This is a genomic window from Mesorhizobium sp. M5C.F.Cr.IN.023.01.1.1, assembly GCF_003997585.1.
Lineage (GTDB): Bacteria > Pseudomonadota > Alphaproteobacteria > Rhizobiales > Rhizobiaceae > Mesorhizobium > Mesorhizobium wenxiniae.
On record NZ_RZSU01000012.1, the window covers coordinates 14,673 to 33,189 of the forward strand.

General features: G+C 63.8%; 18 protein-coding genes. 5 read left to right on the plus strand and 13 right to left on the minus strand.

The genetic code is table 11. The features are described 5' to 3' along the window. Positions 1-3 precede the first annotated feature (3 nt). The 4 genes from EOA78_RS07330 to EOA78_RS07345 are packed head-to-tail and all read left to right on the plus strand — an operon-like array spanning position 4 to position 5,012. Positions 4-1,167 carry an acyl-CoA dehydrogenase gene (locus tag EOA78_RS07330; protein ID WP_127314540.1) on the plus strand — a complete coding sequence of 388 codons (1,164 nt, stop codon included), beginning with the start codon at positions 4-6 and terminating at the stop codon, positions 1,165-1,167. A 3-nt stretch (positions 1,168-1,170) separates the two neighbouring features. Next, positions 1,171-3,249, plus strand: coding sequence for an acetate--CoA ligase family protein (locus tag EOA78_RS07335; protein ID WP_127314541.1), 2,079 nt, complete (start codon positions 1,171-1,173; stop codon positions 3,247-3,249). After that, a complete protein-coding gene (locus tag EOA78_RS07340) occupies positions 3,242-4,024 on the plus strand; it encodes a carnitinyl-CoA dehydratase (protein ID WP_127314542.1) in 783 nt (260 codons plus the stop codon). Before EOA78_RS07335 ends, EOA78_RS07340 begins: the two co-directional genes overlap by 8 nt. A 46-nt stretch (positions 4,025-4,070) precedes the next feature. Further along, entirely contained in the window at positions 4,071-5,012 is a 942-nt protein-coding gene (locus EOA78_RS07345; RefSeq protein WP_127314543.1) for an alpha/beta hydrolase, read from the plus strand. 299 nt (positions 5,013-5,311) lie between these two features. Here the strand turns inward: EOA78_RS07345 and EOA78_RS07355 are convergent, their stop codons facing one another. From EOA78_RS07355 to EOA78_RS07375, 5 genes are all read right to left on the minus strand, one after another. Continuing rightward, positions 5,312-6,970, minus strand: a complete 1,659-nt coding sequence (locus EOA78_RS07355) for an FAD-binding dehydrogenase (protein ID WP_127314544.1) — start codon at positions 6,968-6,970, stop codon at positions 5,312-5,314. A gap of 40 nt (positions 6,971-7,010) precedes the next feature. Further along, complete coding sequence (locus EOA78_RS07360) at positions 7,011-7,997, minus strand: Gfo/Idh/MocA family oxidoreductase (RefSeq protein ID WP_127314545.1); 987 nt, start codon at positions 7,995-7,997, stop codon at positions 7,011-7,013. Between the two features lie 147 nt (positions 7,998-8,144). Next, complete coding sequence (locus EOA78_RS07365; RefSeq protein WP_127314546.1) at positions 8,145-8,720, minus strand: YceI family protein; 576 nt, start codon at positions 8,718-8,720, stop codon at positions 8,145-8,147. A 69-nt stretch (positions 8,721-8,789) separates the two neighbouring features. Next, entirely contained in the window at positions 8,790-9,368 is a 579-nt protein-coding gene (locus EOA78_RS07370; protein WP_127314547.1) for a cytochrome b, read from the minus strand. 46 nt (positions 9,369-9,414) lie between these two features. Beyond that, positions 9,415-10,305 (minus strand): LysR family transcriptional regulator, encoded by an 891-nt coding sequence (locus EOA78_RS07375; RefSeq protein WP_127314548.1) that lies wholly within the window; start codon positions 10,303-10,305, stop codon positions 9,415-9,417. A 96-nt stretch (positions 10,306-10,401) separates the two neighbouring features. Between EOA78_RS07375 and EOA78_RS07380 the strand changes: the two genes are divergently transcribed. Further along, entirely contained in the window at positions 10,402-11,397 is a 996-nt protein-coding gene (locus EOA78_RS07380) for an aldo/keto reductase (protein ID WP_127314549.1), read from the plus strand. A 64-nt stretch (positions 11,398-11,461) separates the two neighbouring features. On the opposite strand, the gene pheT is transcribed toward EOA78_RS07380, so the two are convergent. The 8 genes from pheT to infC all read right to left on the minus strand — a co-directional run bounded on the left by pheT (position 11,462) and on the right by infC (position 18,384). Continuing rightward, positions 11,462-13,870 carry a phenylalanine--tRNA ligase subunit beta gene (gene pheT, locus EOA78_RS07385; RefSeq protein WP_127314550.1) on the minus strand — a complete coding sequence of 803 codons (2,409 nt, stop codon included), beginning with the start codon at positions 13,868-13,870 and terminating at the stop codon, positions 11,462-11,464. Then, on the minus strand, positions 13,867-14,292 hold the full coding sequence (locus EOA78_RS07390) for a GFA family protein (RefSeq protein WP_127314551.1): 426 nt from the start codon (positions 14,290-14,292) through the stop codon (positions 13,867-13,869). The genes pheT and EOA78_RS07390 overlap by 4 nt, the downstream gene beginning before the upstream one ends. Then, a complete protein-coding gene (pheS, locus tag EOA78_RS07395) occupies positions 14,289-15,374 on the minus strand; it encodes a phenylalanine--tRNA ligase subunit alpha (RefSeq protein WP_127314552.1) in 1,086 nt (361 codons plus the stop codon). The genes EOA78_RS07390 and pheS overlap by 4 nt, the downstream gene beginning before the upstream one ends. Before the next feature lie 95 nt (positions 15,375-15,469). After that, entirely contained in the window at positions 15,470-15,871 is a 402-nt protein-coding gene (gene rplT, locus EOA78_RS07400; RefSeq protein WP_006201247.1) for a 50S ribosomal protein L20, read from the minus strand. Between the two features lie 38 nt (positions 15,872-15,909). Next, positions 15,910-16,113: a 50S ribosomal protein L35 gene (gene rpmI / locus EOA78_RS07405; RefSeq protein ID WP_006201248.1), complete on the minus strand. Its 204-nt coding sequence runs from the start codon at positions 16,111-16,113 to the stop codon at positions 15,910-15,912. A gap of 160 nt (positions 16,114-16,273) precedes the next feature. After that, positions 16,274-16,930 carry an isoprenylcysteine carboxylmethyltransferase family protein gene (locus tag EOA78_RS07410; protein ID WP_127314553.1) on the minus strand — a complete coding sequence of 219 codons (657 nt, stop codon included), beginning with the start codon at positions 16,928-16,930 and terminating at the stop codon, positions 16,274-16,276. Between the two features lie 145 nt (positions 16,931-17,075). Continuing rightward, entirely contained in the window at positions 17,076-17,720 is a 645-nt protein-coding gene (locus EOA78_RS07415) for an isoprenylcysteine carboxylmethyltransferase family protein (RefSeq protein ID WP_127314554.1), read from the minus strand. A 127-nt stretch (positions 17,721-17,847) separates the two neighbouring features. Next, complete coding sequence (gene infC, locus EOA78_RS07420) at positions 17,848-18,384, minus strand: translation initiation factor IF-3 (protein ID WP_077374810.1); 537 nt, start codon at positions 18,382-18,384, stop codon at positions 17,848-17,850. Positions 18,385-18,517: the final 133 nt, after the last annotated feature.

Genomic DNA, 18,517 nt, shown 5'->3' on the forward strand with positions numbered 1-18,517 from the left:
AGTATGGAATTTGGCCTCTCCGAAGAACAGAAACTGATCGTCGAGACGACGCGCGCCTTCGTCGAGATTGAACTCTACCCGCATGAGCGCGAAGTCGAGCGCACCGGCGTGCTGCGCCGTGAGCTGATCGAGGAGATCAAGGCCAAGGCAATCGAAGCCGGGCTCTATGCCGCCAACATGCCAACGGAAGTCGGCGGCGCCGGGCTCGACACGGTGACCTGGCTGCTTTACGAAAAAGAGCTCGGCCGCGCCAATTACGCGCTGCACTGGACCTGCGTGGCGCGGCCTTCCAACATCCTTCTGGCCGGCACGCCGGAGCAGCGCGAGAAATACCTTTATCCCTGCATTCGCGGCGAGAAATGGGACTGCCTGGCGATGACCGAGCCGGGCGCCGGCTCCGATCTGCGCGGCATGAAGGCGACCGCCGTTCAGGACGGCGACGACTGGGTGCTGAACGGCACCAAGCATTTCATCAGCCATGCCGACCTTGCCGACTTTGCCATCGTCTTCATGGCCTCGGGCGAAGAGGAGACGCCGCGCGGCAAGCGCAAGAAGATCACCGCCTTTTTCGTCGACAAGGGCACCAAGGGCTTTTCGGTGCGTGACGGCTACCGCAATGTCTCGCATCGCGGCTACACCAACGCCATCCTCGAATTCGACGATTGCCGGCTGCCCGGCGCCCAAGTTCTCGGCGAGGTCCACAAGGGTTTCGACGTCGCCAATTCGTGGCTTGGCGCAACCCGCCTGCAGGTCGGCGCCACCTGTCTCGGCCGGGCCGAGCGGGCGCTTGGCCATGCCGTCGAATACGCCGCGCAGCGGCAGCAATTCGGCCAGCAGATCGGCAAGTTCCAGGGCGTATCGTTCAAGCTCGCCGACATGGCGACCGAACTGAAGGCGGCCGACCTGATGGTGTTCGAAGCCGGCTGGAAGTACGATCAGGGCACCGTCACTGATCAGGACATGGCCATGGCCAAGCTGAAGGCCACCGAAATGCTCGCCTTCGTCGCCGATGAAGCAATCCAGATCCATGGCGGCATGGGGCTGATGGACGACCTGCCGCTGGAGCGCATCTGGCGCGACGCCCGCGTCGAGCGCATCTGGGAAGGCACTTCGGAAATCCAGCGCCACATTATCTCGCGGGCGCTGCTGCGCCCGTTCGGGGGCTGATCGATGCACAAACTTGAGCGCCTATTGCGCCCGCGAACGATTGCCGTCTTCGGCGGCGCGCAAGCTGCCGCCGTCGTCGCGCAGTCGATCAAGATGGGCTTTGCCGGCGAGATCTGGCCGGTGCACCCGACCAAGGAGGAGGTCGCCGGCCGCAAGGCCTATCGCTCGGTGGCCGACCTGCCTGCGGCGCCGGACGCTGCCTTTGTCGGCGTCAACCGGCATTTGACCATCGAAGTGGTCAAGGCGTTGGCCGAGCGCGGTGCCGGCGGCGCCGTCTGCTTTGCCGCCGGCTTTCTCGAGACCGAGGCCTATGACGAGGACGGCGAGCGGCTGCAGGCCGAACTGGTCGCGGCGGCCGGCCAGATGCCGATCATCGGGCCGAACTGCTACGGCCTGATCAATTATGCCGACGGCGCGCTTTTATGGCCCGACCAGCATGGCGGTATCAGGCTGGCCGAGGGTGGCCGCGGGGTCGCCATCATCACCCAATCGTCGAACATCGCCATCAACATGACTATGCAGAAGCGCGGCCTGCCGATCGCCTTTCTGATGACCGCCGGCAACCAGGCACAGACCGGCCTTTCCGAAATGGCGCTCGGCCTGATCGAGGACGATCGCGTCACTTCGCTCGGCCTGCATATCGAGGCCTTCGATTCAGTAGCCGGCTTCGAAAGGCTGGCCGCGCGGGCGCGAGAGCTGAAGAAACCGATCATCGCCATGAAGGTCGGCCGCTCCGAGCAGGCGCGGCAAGCGACCGTCTCGCATACCGCGTCGCTGGCCGGCTCGGATGCTGCCTCCGATGCCTTCCTGAAGCGGCTCGGCATCGCCCGCGTCGATTCCATCCCTGCCTTCATCGAGGCCCTCAAGCTGCTGCACGTCACCGGTCCCCTGCCCGGCTACCGGCTGTCGTCGATGAGCTGTTCGGGCGGCGAAGCGTCTGTCATGGCCGACAGCGCAGAAGGCCGCTGGGTGAATTTCCCGGCGCTGACCGACACGCATCGCGCCCACGTCAAATCGACGCTCGGGCCGCTGGTTGCGGTGGCCAACCCGCTCGACTACCACACCTTCATCTGGAACAACGAGCCGGCGATGACCGCCACCTTCACCGCCATGGTGTCGGGCGGCTTCGACCTCAACATGCTGGTGCTCGATTTCCCGCGCCCGGACCGCTGCTCCGATACCGACTGGTGGACGACGCTGCGCGCCTTCGAGTCGGCGCTGAAGACCAACAAGGCGCAGGGCGCGATCGTCTCCTCGCTGCCGGAGAACCTGCCCGAGGAATACATCGCCGGGCTGATGGCACGCGGCATGGTGCCGTTGTTCGGCATTTCCGAGGCAATGGACGCCGCCCAGGCGGCCGCCTTCATCGGCTGGGCCTGGCGCGAGCCGCAGGCGCAGCCGATCGACACCTCCGCGTCAGGTGCGCTGGCCAGCGACCATGTCACGCCTGATGAGGCCGAAGCGAAAGCGCGGCTGATCGAGGCCGGGCTTCCCGTGCCCAGGGGCGAATGCGCCGGCAATGCGGTCGAAGCGGTGATCTCCTCGATGGCGCTCGGTTTTCCGGTTGCGCTGAAGGCTTTGGGCGTCACCCACAAATCCGAGCTTGGCGCGGTGCGGCTTAACCTCAGGGATGCCGAATCCGTCAGCACGGCCGCCCATGATCTCTATGCGCTCGGCACCGGCCTCTATGTCGAGCGCATGGTGCGCGACGGCGTCGCCGAACTGCTCGTCGGCTTCACCCGCGACCCGATGTTCGGCGCGGTTATGACGCTCGGCACCGGTGGTGTGCTGGTCGAACTGCTGCGCGACAGCGTCACGCTGATGCTGCCGGCGACACGCGACGACATCGAGGCGGCATTGCGCGGGCTCAAATTGTTCCCGCTACTCGAAGGCTATCGCGGCCGGCCCAAGGCCGATGTCGCGGCCGCCATCGATGCGATATCAGGCATCGCCGCCTTCGTGCAGGAAAATGCCGGCGAGATCGAGGAACTCGACATCAATCCGCTGATCGTCTGCGCCGAGGGCAAGGGCGCCTGGATCGCCGACGCGCTGCTGGTGCTTGGAGAGAAAAAGAATGTCTGACGTCATCACCACCCGCCGCGAGGGCACCATCCTCGAAGTCACGCTCGACCGGCCCAAGGCCAATGCCATCGACCTGAAGACCTCGCGCCTTATGGGCGAGACGTTCAAGGCGTTCCGCGACGATCCGGGTCTGCGGGTCGCCATCATCAGGACCGCCGGCGACAAGTTCTTCTGCGCCGGCTGGGACCTCAAGGCCGCGGCCGGCGGCGATGCGGTCGACGGCGACTATGGCGTCGGCGGGTTCGGCGGACTGCAGGAATTGCGCGACCTCAACAAGCCGGTCATCGCCTGCGTCAACGGCATGGCGGTCGGCGGCGGCTTCGAGCTGGCGCTGTCCTGCGATCTCATCTACGCGTCGGATCATTCCTCCTTCGCGCTGCCGGAAATCCGCGCCGGCACGCTGGCCGACGCGGCGACGATCAAGCTGCCGAAGCGCATCCCCTATCATGTCGCCATGGACCTTTTGCTCACCGGGCGCTGGATGGATGTCGCCGAAGCCCATCGCTGGGGCCTGGTCAATGAGGTGCTGCCCAAGGACAGGCTGGAGGATCGGGTTTGGGAGGTCGCCCGGCTGCTGGCCAGCGGACCGCCGCTGGTCTTTGCCGCGATCAAGGAGACGGCGCGGGTCGCCGAATCGCTCACCTTCCAGGACGCGATGAACCGGGTGACGCGCCGCCAATTGCCGACGGTTGACGCACTGTACGGCTCGGAGGACAATCTCGAGGGCTTTCGCGCCTTTGCCGAAAAGCGCGACCCGGTGTGGAAGGGCAAGTAGTGGCTCCACTTTTACGCTCTCCTCGATGGAGAGGTAAGGAGTTCCCATGACCGACTACAAAAAGCTGATCGACGCCGAGACCTGGGCATTCATCGAGCGGACCAATTCCTATTATCCACCGGATACGATCGACTACACGATCGATCAGCAGCGCGAAATCTACGACCGCATGTGCCGCGAGTTCTCTGCCGGCTATCCGCAAGGGGTTACGGCGGAAACCACCGCCATTGTGACGCCCTCGCATCCGATCCCGATCCGCATCTATCGGACCCCGGCGCCCGAAGCGGCGGCGATGGTGCTTTATTTCCACGGCGGCGGTTTTATTCTCGGCGGGCTCGACAGCCATGACGATATCTGCGCCGAGCTTTGCGGCCGCACCGGCTATGAAGTGGTTTCGGTCGACTACCGGCTGGCGCCGGAACATCTTCATCCGGCCGCCTTCGACGATGCCATCAGCGCCTTCGAATGGGCGGCGACGACTTACAAGCGCCCGATCCTGCTTTGCGGCGACAGCGCCGGCGGCAATCTCGCCGCTGCGGTCAGCCACGCAACACGCGGCCATGCGCGAAGGCCGATCAGCCAGGTACTGATCTATCCCGGCCTTGGCGGCGACCGCTCGCAAGGCTCTTACGTGACCCATGCCGAGGCGCCGATGCTGACGGTGCGCGACCTCGATTTCTACACGAATATCAGGACCGGCGGCGAAGACCGCACCGGCGATCTCACGCTGTCGCCGCTGGCCGACGCCGATTTTGCCAATCTGCCGCCGACCGTGCTGATCACCGCGCAATGCGACCCGCTGTCGTCGGACGGCGAGGCCTATCGCGATCGCATCGTCGCGGCGGAGGGATACGCCTTCTGGTTGGAGGAGCCGGGTCTGGTGCATGGCTATCTCAGAGCCAGGCATACGGTCGGCCGCGCCCGCTCGAGCTTTACCCGGATCGTCGACGCCGTGGCGGTTCTGGGGCGGGGTGAATGGATCTGGTGAGAGATAGCCGCCATTGTAGCCGGGACCACGGCTGCGCGGCGTTCCTCTCAGGACGATCGCTCAGGGCTTATTGCCGATCCTGGCGCTGCCCCTCATCGCCCTGCCGGGCACTTCTCCCCGTATAGCCACGGGGAGAAGGGGCTGGCCGCAATCTTGGCGCACATTCTACAATGTTGGATATTGGCGAACCTCTGATGAGAGCGTCCCTCTCCCCGTCACTATACGGGGAGAGGATGCCGCCAGGCAGGTGAGGGGCAGCGCCGACGTCCAGAATTGCTCAGAAGCGATTGCTCTGCCTCTCACCCTACCCCGCGTGACGCGGCGCGGCCGGCGCTGCGGCTGGAAAAAATGCAGCCGCCGAGAAACGTACCTTCCAGCGCGGCATAGCCGTGCATGCCGCCGCCGCCGAAACCGGCGGCTTCGCCGACGGCATACAGTCCTTCAACCGGTTGGCCCTCGGCGTCCAGCACGCGGCTGTCGAGATCGGTCTGCAAGCCGCCCAGCGTCTTGCGGGTCAGGATGTTGAGCCTGACTGCGATCAGCGGGCCATTGGCAGGATCGAGCATCTTGTGCGGCTTGGCCGTGCGGATCAGCCGGTCGCCGAGATAGGCGCGGGCGCCGCGCAAGGCGGTGATCTGCATGTCCTTGGAGAACGGATTGTCGAGCTGCCGGTCGCGGGCGCGGATTTCGCGCTCGACCTTGCTGAGCTCAAGCAGCGGCTCGCCGCCGACTAGTGCGTTCATGCGGGCGACCAATGCCGGCAAATCGGGCTCGACGATGAAATCCGCGCCCTTCTCCATGAACGCCCTCACCGGACCGGGAACGCCTGACGTTGCGCGGCCAAGCACCTGGCGCCAGCTTTTCCCAGTCAGGTCGGGGTTCTGCTCGGAGCCCGACAGCGCGAACTCCTTCTGGATGATTTTTTTGGTCAGGATGAACCAGGAGTAGTCGAAGCCGGTGCTCATGATGTGGCTGAGCGTGCCCAGCGTGTCGAAGCCGGGATAGAGCGGCACCGGCAGCCGCTTGCCCCGGGCGTCGAGCCACAGCGACGACGGGCCGGGCAGGATGCGGATCGCATGGTCGGTCCAGAGTGGCGCCCAGTTCCTGATGCCTTCGACATAGTGCCACATGCGGTCGCGGTTGATGATGCTGCCGCCGGCCGCCTCGGTGATCGCCAGCATGCGGCCGTCCACATGGTCGGGAACGCCGGAGATCATGCGCCTGGGCGGCGCGCCGAGCCGCTGCGGCCAGTTTTTCCGGACAAGCTCGGGATTGCCGCCGATGCCGCCGGAAGCGACGATGACCGCTTGCGCCTTGAGCTCGAAATCGCCAGCGATATCGCGTGAGCTCTTGCGGCCGCGCTCGACATCGCTCGGCACCAGAATGTCGCCGCGCACGCCGTTTACGACAGCGCCTGTCCGCATCAGTTCGTCGACCCGGTGGCGGAACTTGAAGCGGATCAGCCCGCTTTTCTCGGCCTCGCGCACGCGCTGAACGAACGGGTCGAGCACGCCGGGTCCAGTGCCCCAGGTGATATGGAAGCGCGGCACCGAATTGCCGTGGCCGACGGCATTGCCGCCGCCGCGCTCGGCCCAGCCGACCACCGGAAAGAACTTTATGCCGCGCTGCATGAGCCATGAACGCTTCTCGCCAGCGGCGAAGCCGACATAGGCTTCGGCCCAGCGGCGCGGCCAGAGATCTTCCGGGCGGTCGAAGGCGGCGGTGCCCAGCCAGTCCTCGAGCGCCAGATCATGCGAATCGCGGATGCGCATGCGCCGCTGTTCGGGCGAATCGACGAGGAAGATGCCGCCAAGCGACCAGAACGCCTGGCCGCCGAGCGACTGTTCCGGCTCCTGGTCGACGATGATGGTCTTCTTGCCGGCCTCGGCCAGTTCCGCCGCGGCGACGAGGCCGGCGAGGCCAGCGCCGACAATGATCACATCGGCATCGTCAGCCATTCCCTCCTCCCCCGGCTCTCCTCCCGGCTTTGACGGATCGTCAGACCGTCTCCCAGCCTTCCTTCTCGCCGGCGCGGAAGATGGCGTCGATGACCTTCTGGTTGAGCACCGACTCTTCCAGCGTAAAGACGCGGTCGGTGCCGCCCTGTGCCGCCCGCGCGAAGGCCTCGACCTCCAGCCGGTATTGCTGCATGCCGGGGAAGCGGAACACTTGCGCCTCGCTGTGGTTCTGGTTGTGCAGCTCGATGCGATGATGGTCGTAGATCCCGGCGTTGAACGGCGAAAGCACCTCGATGAAGCCCTTCTCGCCGTGGAACACCATCACCTGCCGCGCCGCCATCTGCGTCGACAGGTAGAACGACAGTTCGAAGTCGCCGAAATCGGCGCGGATCGAAGAGTAGATGTCGGTGCCGAACGTCTTGTCGCGCTCGATCGTCGCCTGGACGCGCAGCGGCTCCTTGCCCGTCGAAAAACGCGTCGATACCGTCGGGTAAACGCCGATGTCGGGCAGCGCGCCGCCGCCGAGATCGAGCTGGTTGCGCATGTTCTTTGGATCGACATTATAGTAGGAAAACGCACCCTGCACATGGCGCAGCCGGCCGATGGCGCCGTTGGCGATCAGCTCGCGCACCTTGATCCATTGCAGGTGGTAGACGACCATGAAGGCTTCGCAGACGAGCACGTTCTTGGCGTCGCGCAGCTTGATCAGCGGCGGAATGTCCTTGGCATCGAGGGCCAGCGGCTTTTCGACCAAAACATGCTTGCCGGCCTCGATCGCCTTGGCGGTCCATTCGACATGCTGCGCGGTCGGCAGCGGGATGTAGACGCCGTCGACGTCCTTGGATGCGAGCAGCTCGTCATAGGAACCGAAGGCATGGGGGGCGCCGAAACGATCGGCCAGGGCACGGGCCCTCGAAATGTCGCGGCTGGCGATCGCGGACAGCACGCCGTTCTCCGCCTCGACTATTGCGGGCAAAAGATGCTCGCGGCCGATCTTGGCCGTCGACAAAACACCCCATCGGAACATCAGGCTTCTCCATCTTTAATGCAGACGTCGAGGTTTGCCTGAAATCGGCGGAAAAGCCAATGCGAAGCATGGCAGGGAGTAAGGCGATCGTCTGCGGCTTGTTCGGGTGCCGGCGCTGCCCTCCGCAGAGCTTGGGTCCTGCAAAGGCTATCCCCTTCTACCTGTAAGCGTCATGTCGAAGTCGACAACGTTCGAATAGATCGGCGTGCCGACATCCATGCCGTAGCGTGACCGCAGCACCTGGCCGGTGACATGGAATCTGATCGTGCCTGCCTTGAGGCCGGCGAGCTCGGCGGTGAACTTTTCCGGAAAAGTCTTGCCGCGCGCCGTCAGCCGGCCGGTGACAAGGGCTGACGTGTCGCCGGTGCGTTTCACGCTGATCGAGCGGAACTGGATTTCCGGGTTGTTGGCTGCGTCGAATACCGCGTCGGAGCGGAGGAAGGCGTCGACGCGGCGCTGGCCGGTGCCGACGCTTTCGGGAAAGATCGTGATATTGACCTGGGAGCGCCCGATATTGCTGTTGTCGATACGGATGCTGCCCTTGAAGCGGGCGAAGGCGCCGGCGAGCCCGCCGCCGCCGGCCTTGCCGACGGAGAAACGGATGCTGGAACCGGCCGGGCTGATCGTGTAGCTGCCGGCAGCGTCGCTGAGCGCCACCGCCGCGAAAACAGGCACGGCAAGGCAAGCGGCGACCGCCGCAAATCCGAAGACGCGCGCAACCATGGGCGTGATCCTTTTTTGGAGGCAACGCTTTTTAGCGCCCTCGCCCCACCAACGAATCAGCCGCCCACTCTATTCCGCGTTGTGATCCGACGAAGGCGTGATCATGCGCGTCAGCACCGTGTCCTTCAGCCAAAAATGATGGCGCAGCGCCGCGGCGAAATGCAGGGCGACAAGTCCGATGCCGGCATAGGCGAGATACCAATGCACCGACGTCCAGAAGCTTTCCGCCGGGTCCGATTCCGCGAGTGGCAGGTCCGGTATGACGAACAGGTAGAATGGCACGCTCGGAATCTCCAGCATCGACACCGACACCAGCGCCCAGCCGGACAGGGGCAGCGCGAGCTGAAACGCGTAGAGCGCGAAATGGACGAGCGCCGCCGTCCGGCGCTCAAAGCGCCCGACCGAGCGCGGCAGCGCCGGCACCGCATTGCCGAGCCGCCAAGCGATGCGCAGGATCACCAGGCCGAGCAGCAGAAAGCCCAGGGATTTGTGCAGCTGGATCAGCTCGAAGGCGGTGCGCTGGCTGGATACCCGCACCATGACGACGCCGAGCATGAACTGGCCGATGAAGAGCGCCGCGATCAGCCAGTGAAGGACGATTGCCGCCCAGCCATAGCGGGTGGTGTCGTTTGTGATCAATGCGGGCATGGCCAGCAAACGCCGGCGGCCCCGGCTTTCTTCCACTGCCAACAGTCTATCCCGCCGTCTTGAAGAAATCGACAAACGCCCTGAGCGACGGCCGCATCTGGCGGCGGCTCGGATAGTAGACGAAGAAACCGTCGAAGGGCGGGCACCAGTCCTCCAGCACGCGAATGAGCTTGCCGTCGGCAATGCCATTGCGAACATAGTCCTCGAACACGAAGGCAAGGCCGGCGCCGTCGATCGCCGCATTGGCGATCAGATGGTCCTCGTCGAGGATCAGCGGCCCTTGCACCGTGAACTCGATCTCCTCGCCGTCCTTCTCGAATTCCCAGCGGTAGAGGATGCCGCTGGAGAAGCGGAAGCGGATGCAACGGTGACCGGCAAGATCGTGTGGATGGCGCGGTCTGGGCATGGTCGCGAAATAGGATGGCGCGCCGACGACGGCGCCGCGAAGGTTTGGCCCGATGCGCACCGCGATCATGTCGCGCTGCAGGCTCTCGCCGAGCCGGACGCCGGCGTCGAAGCCGCCTTCGACCACGTCGGTGAAGCGATCTTCAATGACGATCTCCAGCACGATGTCGGGATAGGCCGACGCAAAGGCGCCGAGCCGCGGCGTCAGCGCCAGGTGGGCTGCGGTGCGCGGCACGGTCAGTCTGAGATTGCCGGCCGGCCGGTCTCGCGCCTCGACCGCCGATTCCAGGGCGAGGTCGATTTCGGACAACGCCGGCCTCAGCCGCTCGAGCAGCTGTGCGCCTTCCTCGGTCGGGGCGACGCTGCGCGTGCTGCGCGCCAGGAGCCGCACGCCAAGACGCGCTTCCAGGCTGGAAACCGCATGGCTGACTGCGGAGGGCGCAATGGCCAGTTCCCTGGCCGCGCCACGAAAGCTGCCGCACTGGGCGACGGTTGCCAACACTGCAAGCTGTGAGAGGTGAGTACGGTTCATTGATCTGTTTTTTAGAACAGCCCGTGCGAATGAGAGCTGGTTATCGAACGCGGTGCAAGACGCTATTTCCGTCGCATCACAACAAGGAGGCGCGTAATGCAAACCCGCAAGCTTGGAAATGAACTTGACGTCTATCCGGTCGGCCTCGGCTGCATGGGGATGAGCTTCGTCTATGGCGGCCAGGCGGAGGCCGACGCGATCGCCACGCTGCGCCGCGCCGTCGAGATCGGCGTCAATTTCTTCGACACGGCCGAAGTCTATGGCCCCTACGAGAACGAGATCCTGCTCGGAAAGGCGTTGAAGCAGGTGCGCGATCAGGTGACGATCGCGACAAAATTCGGCTTCAAGATCCTCGAAGAAGGCAATGGCGTCGAGCGCATGGCCGGTGTCGACAGCCGCCCCGAAAACGTCAAAGCGGTCGCCGAAGCCTCATTGAAGCGGCTGGGCACCGAGGTGATCGACCTGTACTACCAGCATCGCGTCGATCCCAATGTGCCGATCGAGGATACGGTCGGCGCCATGGCCGAGCTGGTGCGCGAGGGCAAAGTGCGCGCGCTCGGCCTGTCGGAAGCGAGTGCGGCGACCATTCGCCGGGCGCATGCCGTGCATCCGATATCAGCCGTGCAGAGCGAATATTCGCTGTGGAGCCGCGATCCGGAAGAAGAGGTGTTTGCCGTCTGCCGTGAACTCGACATCGGCTTTGTTCCCTACAGCCCGCTCGGTCGCGGCCTGCTGACCGGGACGATCGCCAAGCCAGAGGCTCTCGGCGCCGGCGATTGGCGCCTCACTCTGCCGCGCTTCCAGGCCGACGCCATGGCAGCCAATGCGGCTGTTATCGCCGCGCTGGAGACGATGGCGGCCCAGAAGGGCGTGACGTCGGCGCAGCTGGCGCTCGCCTGGGTGCTGCATCAGGGCGATTTCATCGTGCCGATCCCTGGCGCTCGCAAGATCCGCCATCTGGAGCAGAACGCGGCAGCGGCACAGATCGCGCTGAGCCAAGCCGAGGTGGCGGCCATCGGCGACGCGCTGTCGCCGGAGAAGGTCACCGGCAAGCGCTACACCGAAGAGATGCTGGCGCTGGTCAACGGATAGACAGCGGCTGGATGAAAATTCGAAAGGGGCGCTCCGGCGCCCCTTCTTTGTTTCCAATCCAAATTTATGCCCGCAGCACGCCGCCGGTCTGCTTGTGCACATTCTCGACGATGCGCTTTGCCAGCGCTTCGAAATCCTCATCGGTCAGCGTTTTTTCGATCGGCTGGATTGACACTTCGATGGCGATCGATTTCTTGGCTGCGCCGAGCGATGCCCCTTCGAACACGTCGAAGACCGAGACGTTGGTGATCAGCTTCCTGTCGGCGGCAAGGGCGGCACGGGTCAACGTGCCGGCTTCGACTGCCTTGTCGACGACGAAGGCGAAATCGCGTTTGACCGCCTGGAAGGCGGACAGCTCCAGCCTCGGTTTTGTCCGCGTCGGCTTGGCCTTCGGCTCGGGCACGGCATCGATAAACACCTCAAAGCCGCAGAGCGGCCCGGAGACGTCCAGTTCCTCCAGCGTCTTAGGGTGGAATTCGCCGAACGTTCCCAAAATGACTTTAGGTCCGAGCTTGATCGTGCCGGAACGGCCGGGATGATACCAGGCCGGGCCGCCGGCCTCGATCTGCAGCCGCTCGACCGGCGCGCCGCAGGCTTCGAGCGCTGCGATCGCGTCGGCCTTGGCGTCGAAAACGCCGACCGGACCGGCATTGCCGGCCCAATGACGGCCGGAGCCTTCGAGCTTGGCCGTGCCGCGCCGAACGCCGGCGGCGACGCGTCGCTGCTGGTCGGCCGCATCGCCCTCATAGGTGCCCGATACTTCGAACAGCGCGACATCGCCGATGCCCTTGTCGGCATTGCGCTGGGCGGCGGCGATCAGGCCCGGCAGCAGCGACGGCCGCATGTCGGACATGTCGGTGGCGATCGGATTGGCGAGCTTGAGTGCTGTCCCGCCGCCGCCGAACAGTTCGGCATGTTTTGCCGGAATGAACGACCAGGTGACCGCCTCCATCATGCCGCGCACCGCCAGCGCCCGCTTGGCGGCGCGGGTGCGGACCTGCAGCGTGGTCAGGATCTTGGCATTGACGGCATCATGCGCGCCGAGCGGCTGCGGGGCGATATTGTCGATGCCATGGATGCGCATGACTTCCTCGACCAGGTCGGCCTTGCCGTCGACATCCGGCCGCCAGGATGGCACGGCGACATTGATGACATCACCCACGCCTTCCGGTTTGAAGCCGAGGCGCGAAAGGATGGCGAGACTCTCGTCCCTGGGCACCTCGATGCCGGTCAGCCGCTTCACTTCCGACAACGGGAAGGAAACGATCTTCTCGACATGGCCGGCATAGCCGACGACTTCGGTTTCGGTCGGCGTCCCGCCGCAGAAATCCAGCACCAGCTTGGTGGCCAGTTCCACCCCAGGCACCATGAATTCAGGATCGACGCCGCGCTCGAACCGGTAACGCGCATCGCTGATGATGCCTAGCGTCCTGCCGGTGCGCGCCGTGGTGATCGGATCCCAAAGTGCGGATTCGACCAGCACGTCGGTGGTGTTCTCGTCGCAGCCGGAATGCTCGCCGCCCATGATGCCGGCGATCGATTCGACGCCGTCCTCGTCTGCTATGACGCACATGTCAGGCGTCAGCGTGTATTCGCGGCCGTCGAGCGCCAGCACCTTTTCACCGTCACGCGCCCTGCGCACGGTAAGATTGCCGGCGACCTTGTTGGCGTCGAACACATGCAGCGGCCGGCCGCGGTCGAAGGTGACGTAGTTGGTGATGTCGACCAGCGCGCTGATCGGTCTCAGCCCAATGGCGATCAGCCGCTGCTGCAGCCATTTCGGCGACGGGCCGTTTTTCACGCCGCGCACCAGCCTGAGCGCGAAGCCCGGGCAGAGCTCCGGTGCTTCGATATTCACCTTGACCGGGCACATGCCGTCGCCGGCATGCGGCATGATCGCGCCGCCGACCAGGCGGCCGAGACCGCTCGCCGCCAGATCGCGGGCGATGCCATAGACGCTGGTCGCGTCCGGACGGTTCGGCGTCAAATTGATCTCTATGACCGGATCGTCGAGATGCGCGTAGGCGGCGTAGCTGGCGCCGACAGGCGCATCGGCGGGCAGGTCGATGATGCCGTCATGCTCTTCGGAAAGCTCCAGCTCGCGCTCGGAGCACATCATGCCATGACTTTCGACACCCCTGATCTTGCCGACCGCCAGCGTCACGTCGATCCCGGGAATATAGGTGCCGGGTGCTGCAAAGGCGCCGATCAGGCCAGCGCGGGCGTTGGGCGCACCGCAGACGACCTGCACCGGGGCCTTGCCGTCGCCGGTATCGACCGTCAGCACGCGCAGCCGGTCGGCGTCGGGATGCTGCACCGCCGTCAGCACCTTGGCGATGACGAACGGCTTCAGGCTCGACCTGTCGTCGACATGCTCGACTTCGAGGCCGATCGAGGTCAACCGCTCGACGATCTCGGCCAGCGAGGCGTCGGTCTCGAGATGATCCTTGAGCCAGGAGAGGGTGAGTTTCATGACTGTGTTCCGTCTGATGGTCTGGGCACGCTGGTCTTCAAATGGCGCGGCAAGTCGTCCGGCATGTGCAGGAAGGGCAGTTGCTCGCGCACATGGGCATGGTGCGTCGGTTTGAAATAGGCCGGCATGTCCATGGCGCCGAGCACGAAATAGATATGGTCGGCCAGCCGCTCGTCGACATAGGCGATCGGCGAGCCGCAGACGCCGCAAAAGGAGCGCGTCACCGACCCGTTCTCAAACATCTTCAGCGCCTTGCCCGTGAAGGCGACCTGCTCGGTCATGAAGCCGACGAAAGCCGACAGCGGCGCGCCGCTGGCCCGCCGGCAATCGCCGCAATGGCAATAGCTGACATGGTGCGGTTCGGCCGAAGCCTCGAACCGCACGGCGCCGCAACGGCAGCCGCCGGTGTGGGCCGCTGTCATGCGCTCAAGCCCCCGAATAGCGTCGGCATGTCGAGCGGCCGGAAGCCGTAATGCGACAACCAGCGCACATCGGCGTCGAAGAAGGCGCGCAGGTCCGGCATGCCGTATTTCAGCATGGCGATGCGGTCGATGCCCATGCCCCAGGCAAAGCCCTGATACTCGTCGGGATCGAGCCCGCCGTAGCGGAGCACGTTGGGGTGGACCATGCCGCAGCCGAGGATCTCCATCCAGTCGGAGCCTTCGCCGAAGCGCACTTCGCCCGGCCGCGAACGGTCGCACTGGATGTCGACCTCCATGCTGGGTTCGGTGAACGGGAAGAAGGACGGCCGGAAGCGCATCTTGACCTGCGGCACCTCGAAGAAGGCCTTGCAGAACTCCTCCAGCACCCATTTCATGTTGGCGACATTGGCCGTCTTGTCGATCACCAGTCCCTCGACCTGATGGAACATCGGCGAATGGGTGGCATCGGAGTCCTGCCGGTAGGTTTTTCCGGGGATGACGATGCGGATCGGAGGCTTCTGCACCTCCATGGTGCGGATCTGCACCGGAGAGGTGTGGGTGCGCAAAAGCTTGCGCTCGCCCTTCTCGTCCGGCTGGAAGAAGAAGGTGTCGTGCATCTCGCGCGCCGGATGGCCTTCCGGGAAATTCAGCGCGGTGAAATTGTAATAGTCGGTCTCGATATCGGGACCTTCGGCGATGGCAAAGCCGAGGTCGCCGAAGATCGCGGCAATCTCATCGCTGACCTGGCTGATCGGATGGATGCGACCGCGCTCGGCCGGCGATTGCCGCACAGGCAATGTGACATCGACCTTATCCGCCGCGAGCCGTGCCGCGATCGCCACGTCCTTCAGCTCGGCGCGGCGCGCGGTAAGCGCCTCGGTGATGCGGTTCTTGAGGCCGTTGATAGCCGGGCCTTTTATCTGGCGCTCTTCTGCGCTCATCGAGCCGAGCGTCTTCAGCATGTCTGAGACCGAGCCCTTCTTGCCGAGCGCTGCGACGCGAACGGCTTCGATCGCGGCCTCGTCGGCGGCCGACGCGATGTCGGTCATCAGGGAATTTTCGAGGGTTTCCATGTCACTCATGTTTCAGGCCCGATTGGAGGCAAAGAAAGACCCGCGCCAGCCCTGCCAGCGCGGGTTTCCCAAATCAAGTGTCGAAGTGCTTGGGAAGGCGCTGGTTAGGCTACAGCGCTTTCAAAAGCGTTCGGCGTGGTGTTCTTGAGGTATTCGAGCGCGACCTTGGCCTTGGCCACAAGTGCGGCAAATGCCTGCGGCTCGTGGATGGCCATGTCCGACAGGATCTTGCGATCGATCTCGATGCCGGCCTTGTTGAGACCGTCGATGAAGCGGCCATAGGTCAGGCCATGCTCGTGGGTCGCGGCATTGATGCGCTGGATCCAGAGAGCGCGGAACGAACGCTTGCGGTTCTTGCGGTCGCGGTAGGCGTACTGCAGCGACTTTTCCACCGCCTGCTTGGCGATGCGAATCGTGTTCTTGCGGCGGCCATAAAAACCCTTGGCGGCTTTCAGGACCTTCTTGTGCTTGGCGTGCGAAGTGACGCCTCTTTTTACGCGTGCCATGTCATGATCTCCTTAAAACGTTGTCCAGACCGAATGCCCTAGAGGCCGTTCGGCAGAAAATTCTTGATGACCTTCTTGCCATCCGGTTCAGCCAGAACCATCGTGCCGCGGGCATTTCGAATGAACTTGTTGGAACGCTTGATCATGCCGTGACGCTTGCCGGCCGCAGCCGACAGGACTTTACCCGTACCTGTGATCTTGAACCGCTTCTTAGCGGCTGACTTGGTCTTCATCTTGGGCATTTTGCTACTCCGTTTATGTGCGCATCATCGCGCTTTTTGTTCGCTTCAGGCCGACCAAAGCCCGAAAAGCAAATGAAACCGCCACGGCATGCCCTGCCGGGCGGTTTTTGGGAACGGCGGTGCTATACGTCAAAGCGGGCCGGCGCGCAACACCCTGTGCCTATGGGAAACGGAACAGCACCGGCAGTATGCCCGATTGCTGGGCGCCGTCGATCGATTCGAAAAACGGCAGGGCAACGAGGAATACCAGTCCGTCCAGCAGCGTCGTCCGCAGCAGGCGCGGCTTGAAGCTGCCGGTGTCGCCTTCCTGATACAGCGAAAGCTTCGGGAAGAAGCGCGGCACCCGCGCCATATACGCCTGGAATGGAGCACCGAAGGCCTCCTTCAGGAACTTCTCTTCGCGCACGATGACGACATAAAAGGCGGCGGCGCAAATCACCGCGAAGCCGATCGCCGCAGTGATCGAGCCCATCTGCGCGCCGACGCCGGCGGCAGCTATCGAGGAGAAGACATAGAGCGGATTGCGGGTGATCGAATAGGGTCCGCCGGTAACCACCTCGGAGGATTTGCGTCCGCCGATATAGAGCGTTGACCACAAGCGCCCGACAATGCCGAGAAAGATCAGCAGGACGCCGACCATTTCGATCGTTTCGTGCGGCACGCTTTCGGGAGGAAAAGCAGACTGGCCAAACAGCAGCGCTGCGAACATGACGACCACGAGGGCGGCAAGCACCATCCTGCGTGCGTGCTGATACCTGCCCAGCGCACGCTTGGCCTGCGCTTGTTCGGCGCGCGCCGATTTAACTTCATTAAGCATGTCGGGAATCCGATCGTCGAGGAACTTCGCCGGCGATCGCAGCGCCTGGCCAAGAAAACAGGCGCCCCCGCCGATCGCCGGGACGCCTTTGCAGGATGATTCAGGCGTATTTAATGCATGTCGCCTCTTTTGCCGTCATCCGCAGCTAATACAGCCAGAAGAGGACGGGAATTACACCGCTTTCCTGTCCGGACTCGATGAGTTCGAAAAACGGTATGGAAGCCAGGAACATCAAGCCGTCGCGCAGCGTGTGATTGAAGATGCGCGGTGTGAAGGTGACTTCGGCCTGATCGCGAAAAAGTCGGGGATTGGGAAAAAATCGCGGCACCCGTGCGATGTAGTCCTTGTACGGCGCCCCGAGCACGGTCGTCAAATGCCGTTCCTCGCGCAGCGTGACGATGTAGAACGCGGCCGCGCACAAAACCGCCGACGCCACCGAGACGATCACGCTGCCGGTCTGGGCGCCGATGCCGGCGGCCGCTACGGTGGAAAAAAAATACAGCGGGTTGCGCATCACCGAATATGGCCCGGTGGCAACCACTTCGGTCGACTTGCGGCCGCCGATATAGAGGATCGACCAGAGCCTGCCGCCGATCCCGATCAGTATCAGGGCGATCCCGTACTGCCCCTCTATGCGTTCGTGGCCTAGTTCATCGTGCGTGGAGCCGCCGAAGATCAGCAAAGCGCAAAAAGCACCAATCAGCAGCGCCAGCAGGACGCGCCGGCGCCGCTGATAGCGGCCCATTTCGTCGAACGACTGTTCAATCGGAGAACGTGCCGCAGCGGCCATGGGACAATCCTTTCGCCGCGAGGACCGGCAACCCGAATCCTTGTCGATGCAACTTGCGGAGAAATCATGGCGAAGACAAAACAAACAAAAGGCCGCCGAAGCGGCCTTTGCTTTCGACGGGATCGCTTTAGCGGGGCGCCAGCACCATCATCATCTGGCGGCCTTCGAGTTTCGGTTCGGCTTCGACCTTGGCGATGGGCGCCACTTCCTCACGAACTTTATTCAGAAGCTGCATGCCGAGTTCCATATGCGCCATCTCGCGGCCGCGAAAGCGCAATGTCAGCTTGACCTTGTCACCTTCCTCGAAAAACCGCCGGACCGCTTTCATCTTGGTCTCGTAGTCATGGCTGTCGATGTTTGGGCGCATCTTGATCTCCTTGATCTCGATGACCTTCTGGTTCTTGCGCGCCTCGGCCGCCTTCTTCTGGTTGGCGTATTTCAACTTGCCGAGATCGAGAATTTTTACGACGGGCGGCACTGCGTTGGGCGATATCTCGACCAGATCGAGCCCAGCCTCTTCGGCGAGCAGCAATGCGTCATTGATGGAGACATCGCCATGGTTGTGGCCTTCGGCGTCGATAAGTTGGACCCGGGGAACCCGGATGTCACGGTTGGAGCGCGGGCCCTCCTTGGTGGGCGCCGTTGCTTTGAAAGGTCTGCGAATGGTCGTGGTCTCCTTGAGCCGTTTCGTTCAGGATTTTTAATTCAGATTGCGAACGCGCCAATGTGGTGAGCGCGCGGCCGGAGTCAATAGCACAGCGTTCACAGGAAATCACCCTGTTCCCTGACTTCTGCCT

Coding starts and splice junctions, on each gene's coding strand:
- EOA78_RS07360 (WP_127314545.1), bottom strand. CDS start 7,997: ATGTTCCGATGGGGTGTTTTGTCGACGGCCAAGATCGGCCGCGAGCAT.
- EOA78_RS07415 (WP_127314554.1), bottom strand. CDS start 17,720: ATGGCCGCTGCGGCACGTTCTCCGATTGAACAGTCGTTCGACGAAATG.
- rplT (WP_006201247.1), bottom strand. CDS start 15,871: ATGGCACGCGTAAAAAGAGGCGTCACTTCGCACGCCAAGCACAAGAAG.
- EOA78_RS07340 (WP_127314542.1), top strand. CDS start 3,242: ATGTCTGACGTCATCACCACCCGCCGCGAGGGCACCATCCTCGAAGTC.
- EOA78_RS07335 (WP_127314541.1), top strand. CDS start 1,171: ATGCACAAACTTGAGCGCCTATTGCGCCCGCGAACGATTGCCGTCTTC.
- EOA78_RS07355 (WP_127314544.1), bottom strand. CDS start 6,970: ATGGCTGACGATGCCGATGTGATCATTGTCGGCGCTGGCCTCGCCGGC.
- pheS (WP_127314552.1), bottom strand. CDS start 15,374: ATGAGTGACATGGAAACCCTCGAAAATTCCCTGATGACCGACATCGCG.
- EOA78_RS07410 (WP_127314553.1), bottom strand. CDS start 16,930: ATGCTTAATGAAGTTAAATCGGCGCGCGCCGAACAAGCGCAGGCCAAG.
- EOA78_RS07390 (WP_127314551.1), bottom strand. CDS start 14,292: ATGACAGCGGCCCACACCGGCGGCTGCCGTTGCGGCGCCGTGCGGTTC.
- pheT (WP_127314550.1), bottom strand. CDS start 13,870: ATGAAACTCACCCTCTCCTGGCTCAAGGATCATCTCGAGACCGACGCC.
- EOA78_RS07365 (WP_127314546.1), bottom strand. CDS start 8,720: ATGGTTGCGCGCGTCTTCGGATTTGCGGCGGTCGCCGCTTGCCTTGCC.
- EOA78_RS07330 (WP_127314540.1), top strand. CDS start 4: ATGGAATTTGGCCTCTCCGAAGAACAGAAACTGATCGTCGAGACGACG.
- EOA78_RS07380 (WP_127314549.1), top strand. CDS start 10,402: ATGCAAACCCGCAAGCTTGGAAATGAACTTGACGTCTATCCGGTCGGC.
- EOA78_RS07370 (WP_127314547.1), bottom strand. CDS start 9,368: ATGCCCGCATTGATCACAAACGACACCACCCGCTATGGCTGGGCGGCA.
- EOA78_RS07375 (WP_127314548.1), bottom strand. CDS start 10,305: ATGAACCGTACTCACCTCTCACAGCTTGCAGTGTTGGCAACCGTCGCC.
- EOA78_RS07345 (WP_127314543.1), top strand. CDS start 4,071: ATGACCGACTACAAAAAGCTGATCGACGCCGAGACCTGGGCATTCATC.
- rpmI (WP_006201248.1), bottom strand. CDS start 16,113: ATGCCCAAGATGAAGACCAAGTCAGCCGCTAAGAAGCGGTTCAAGATC.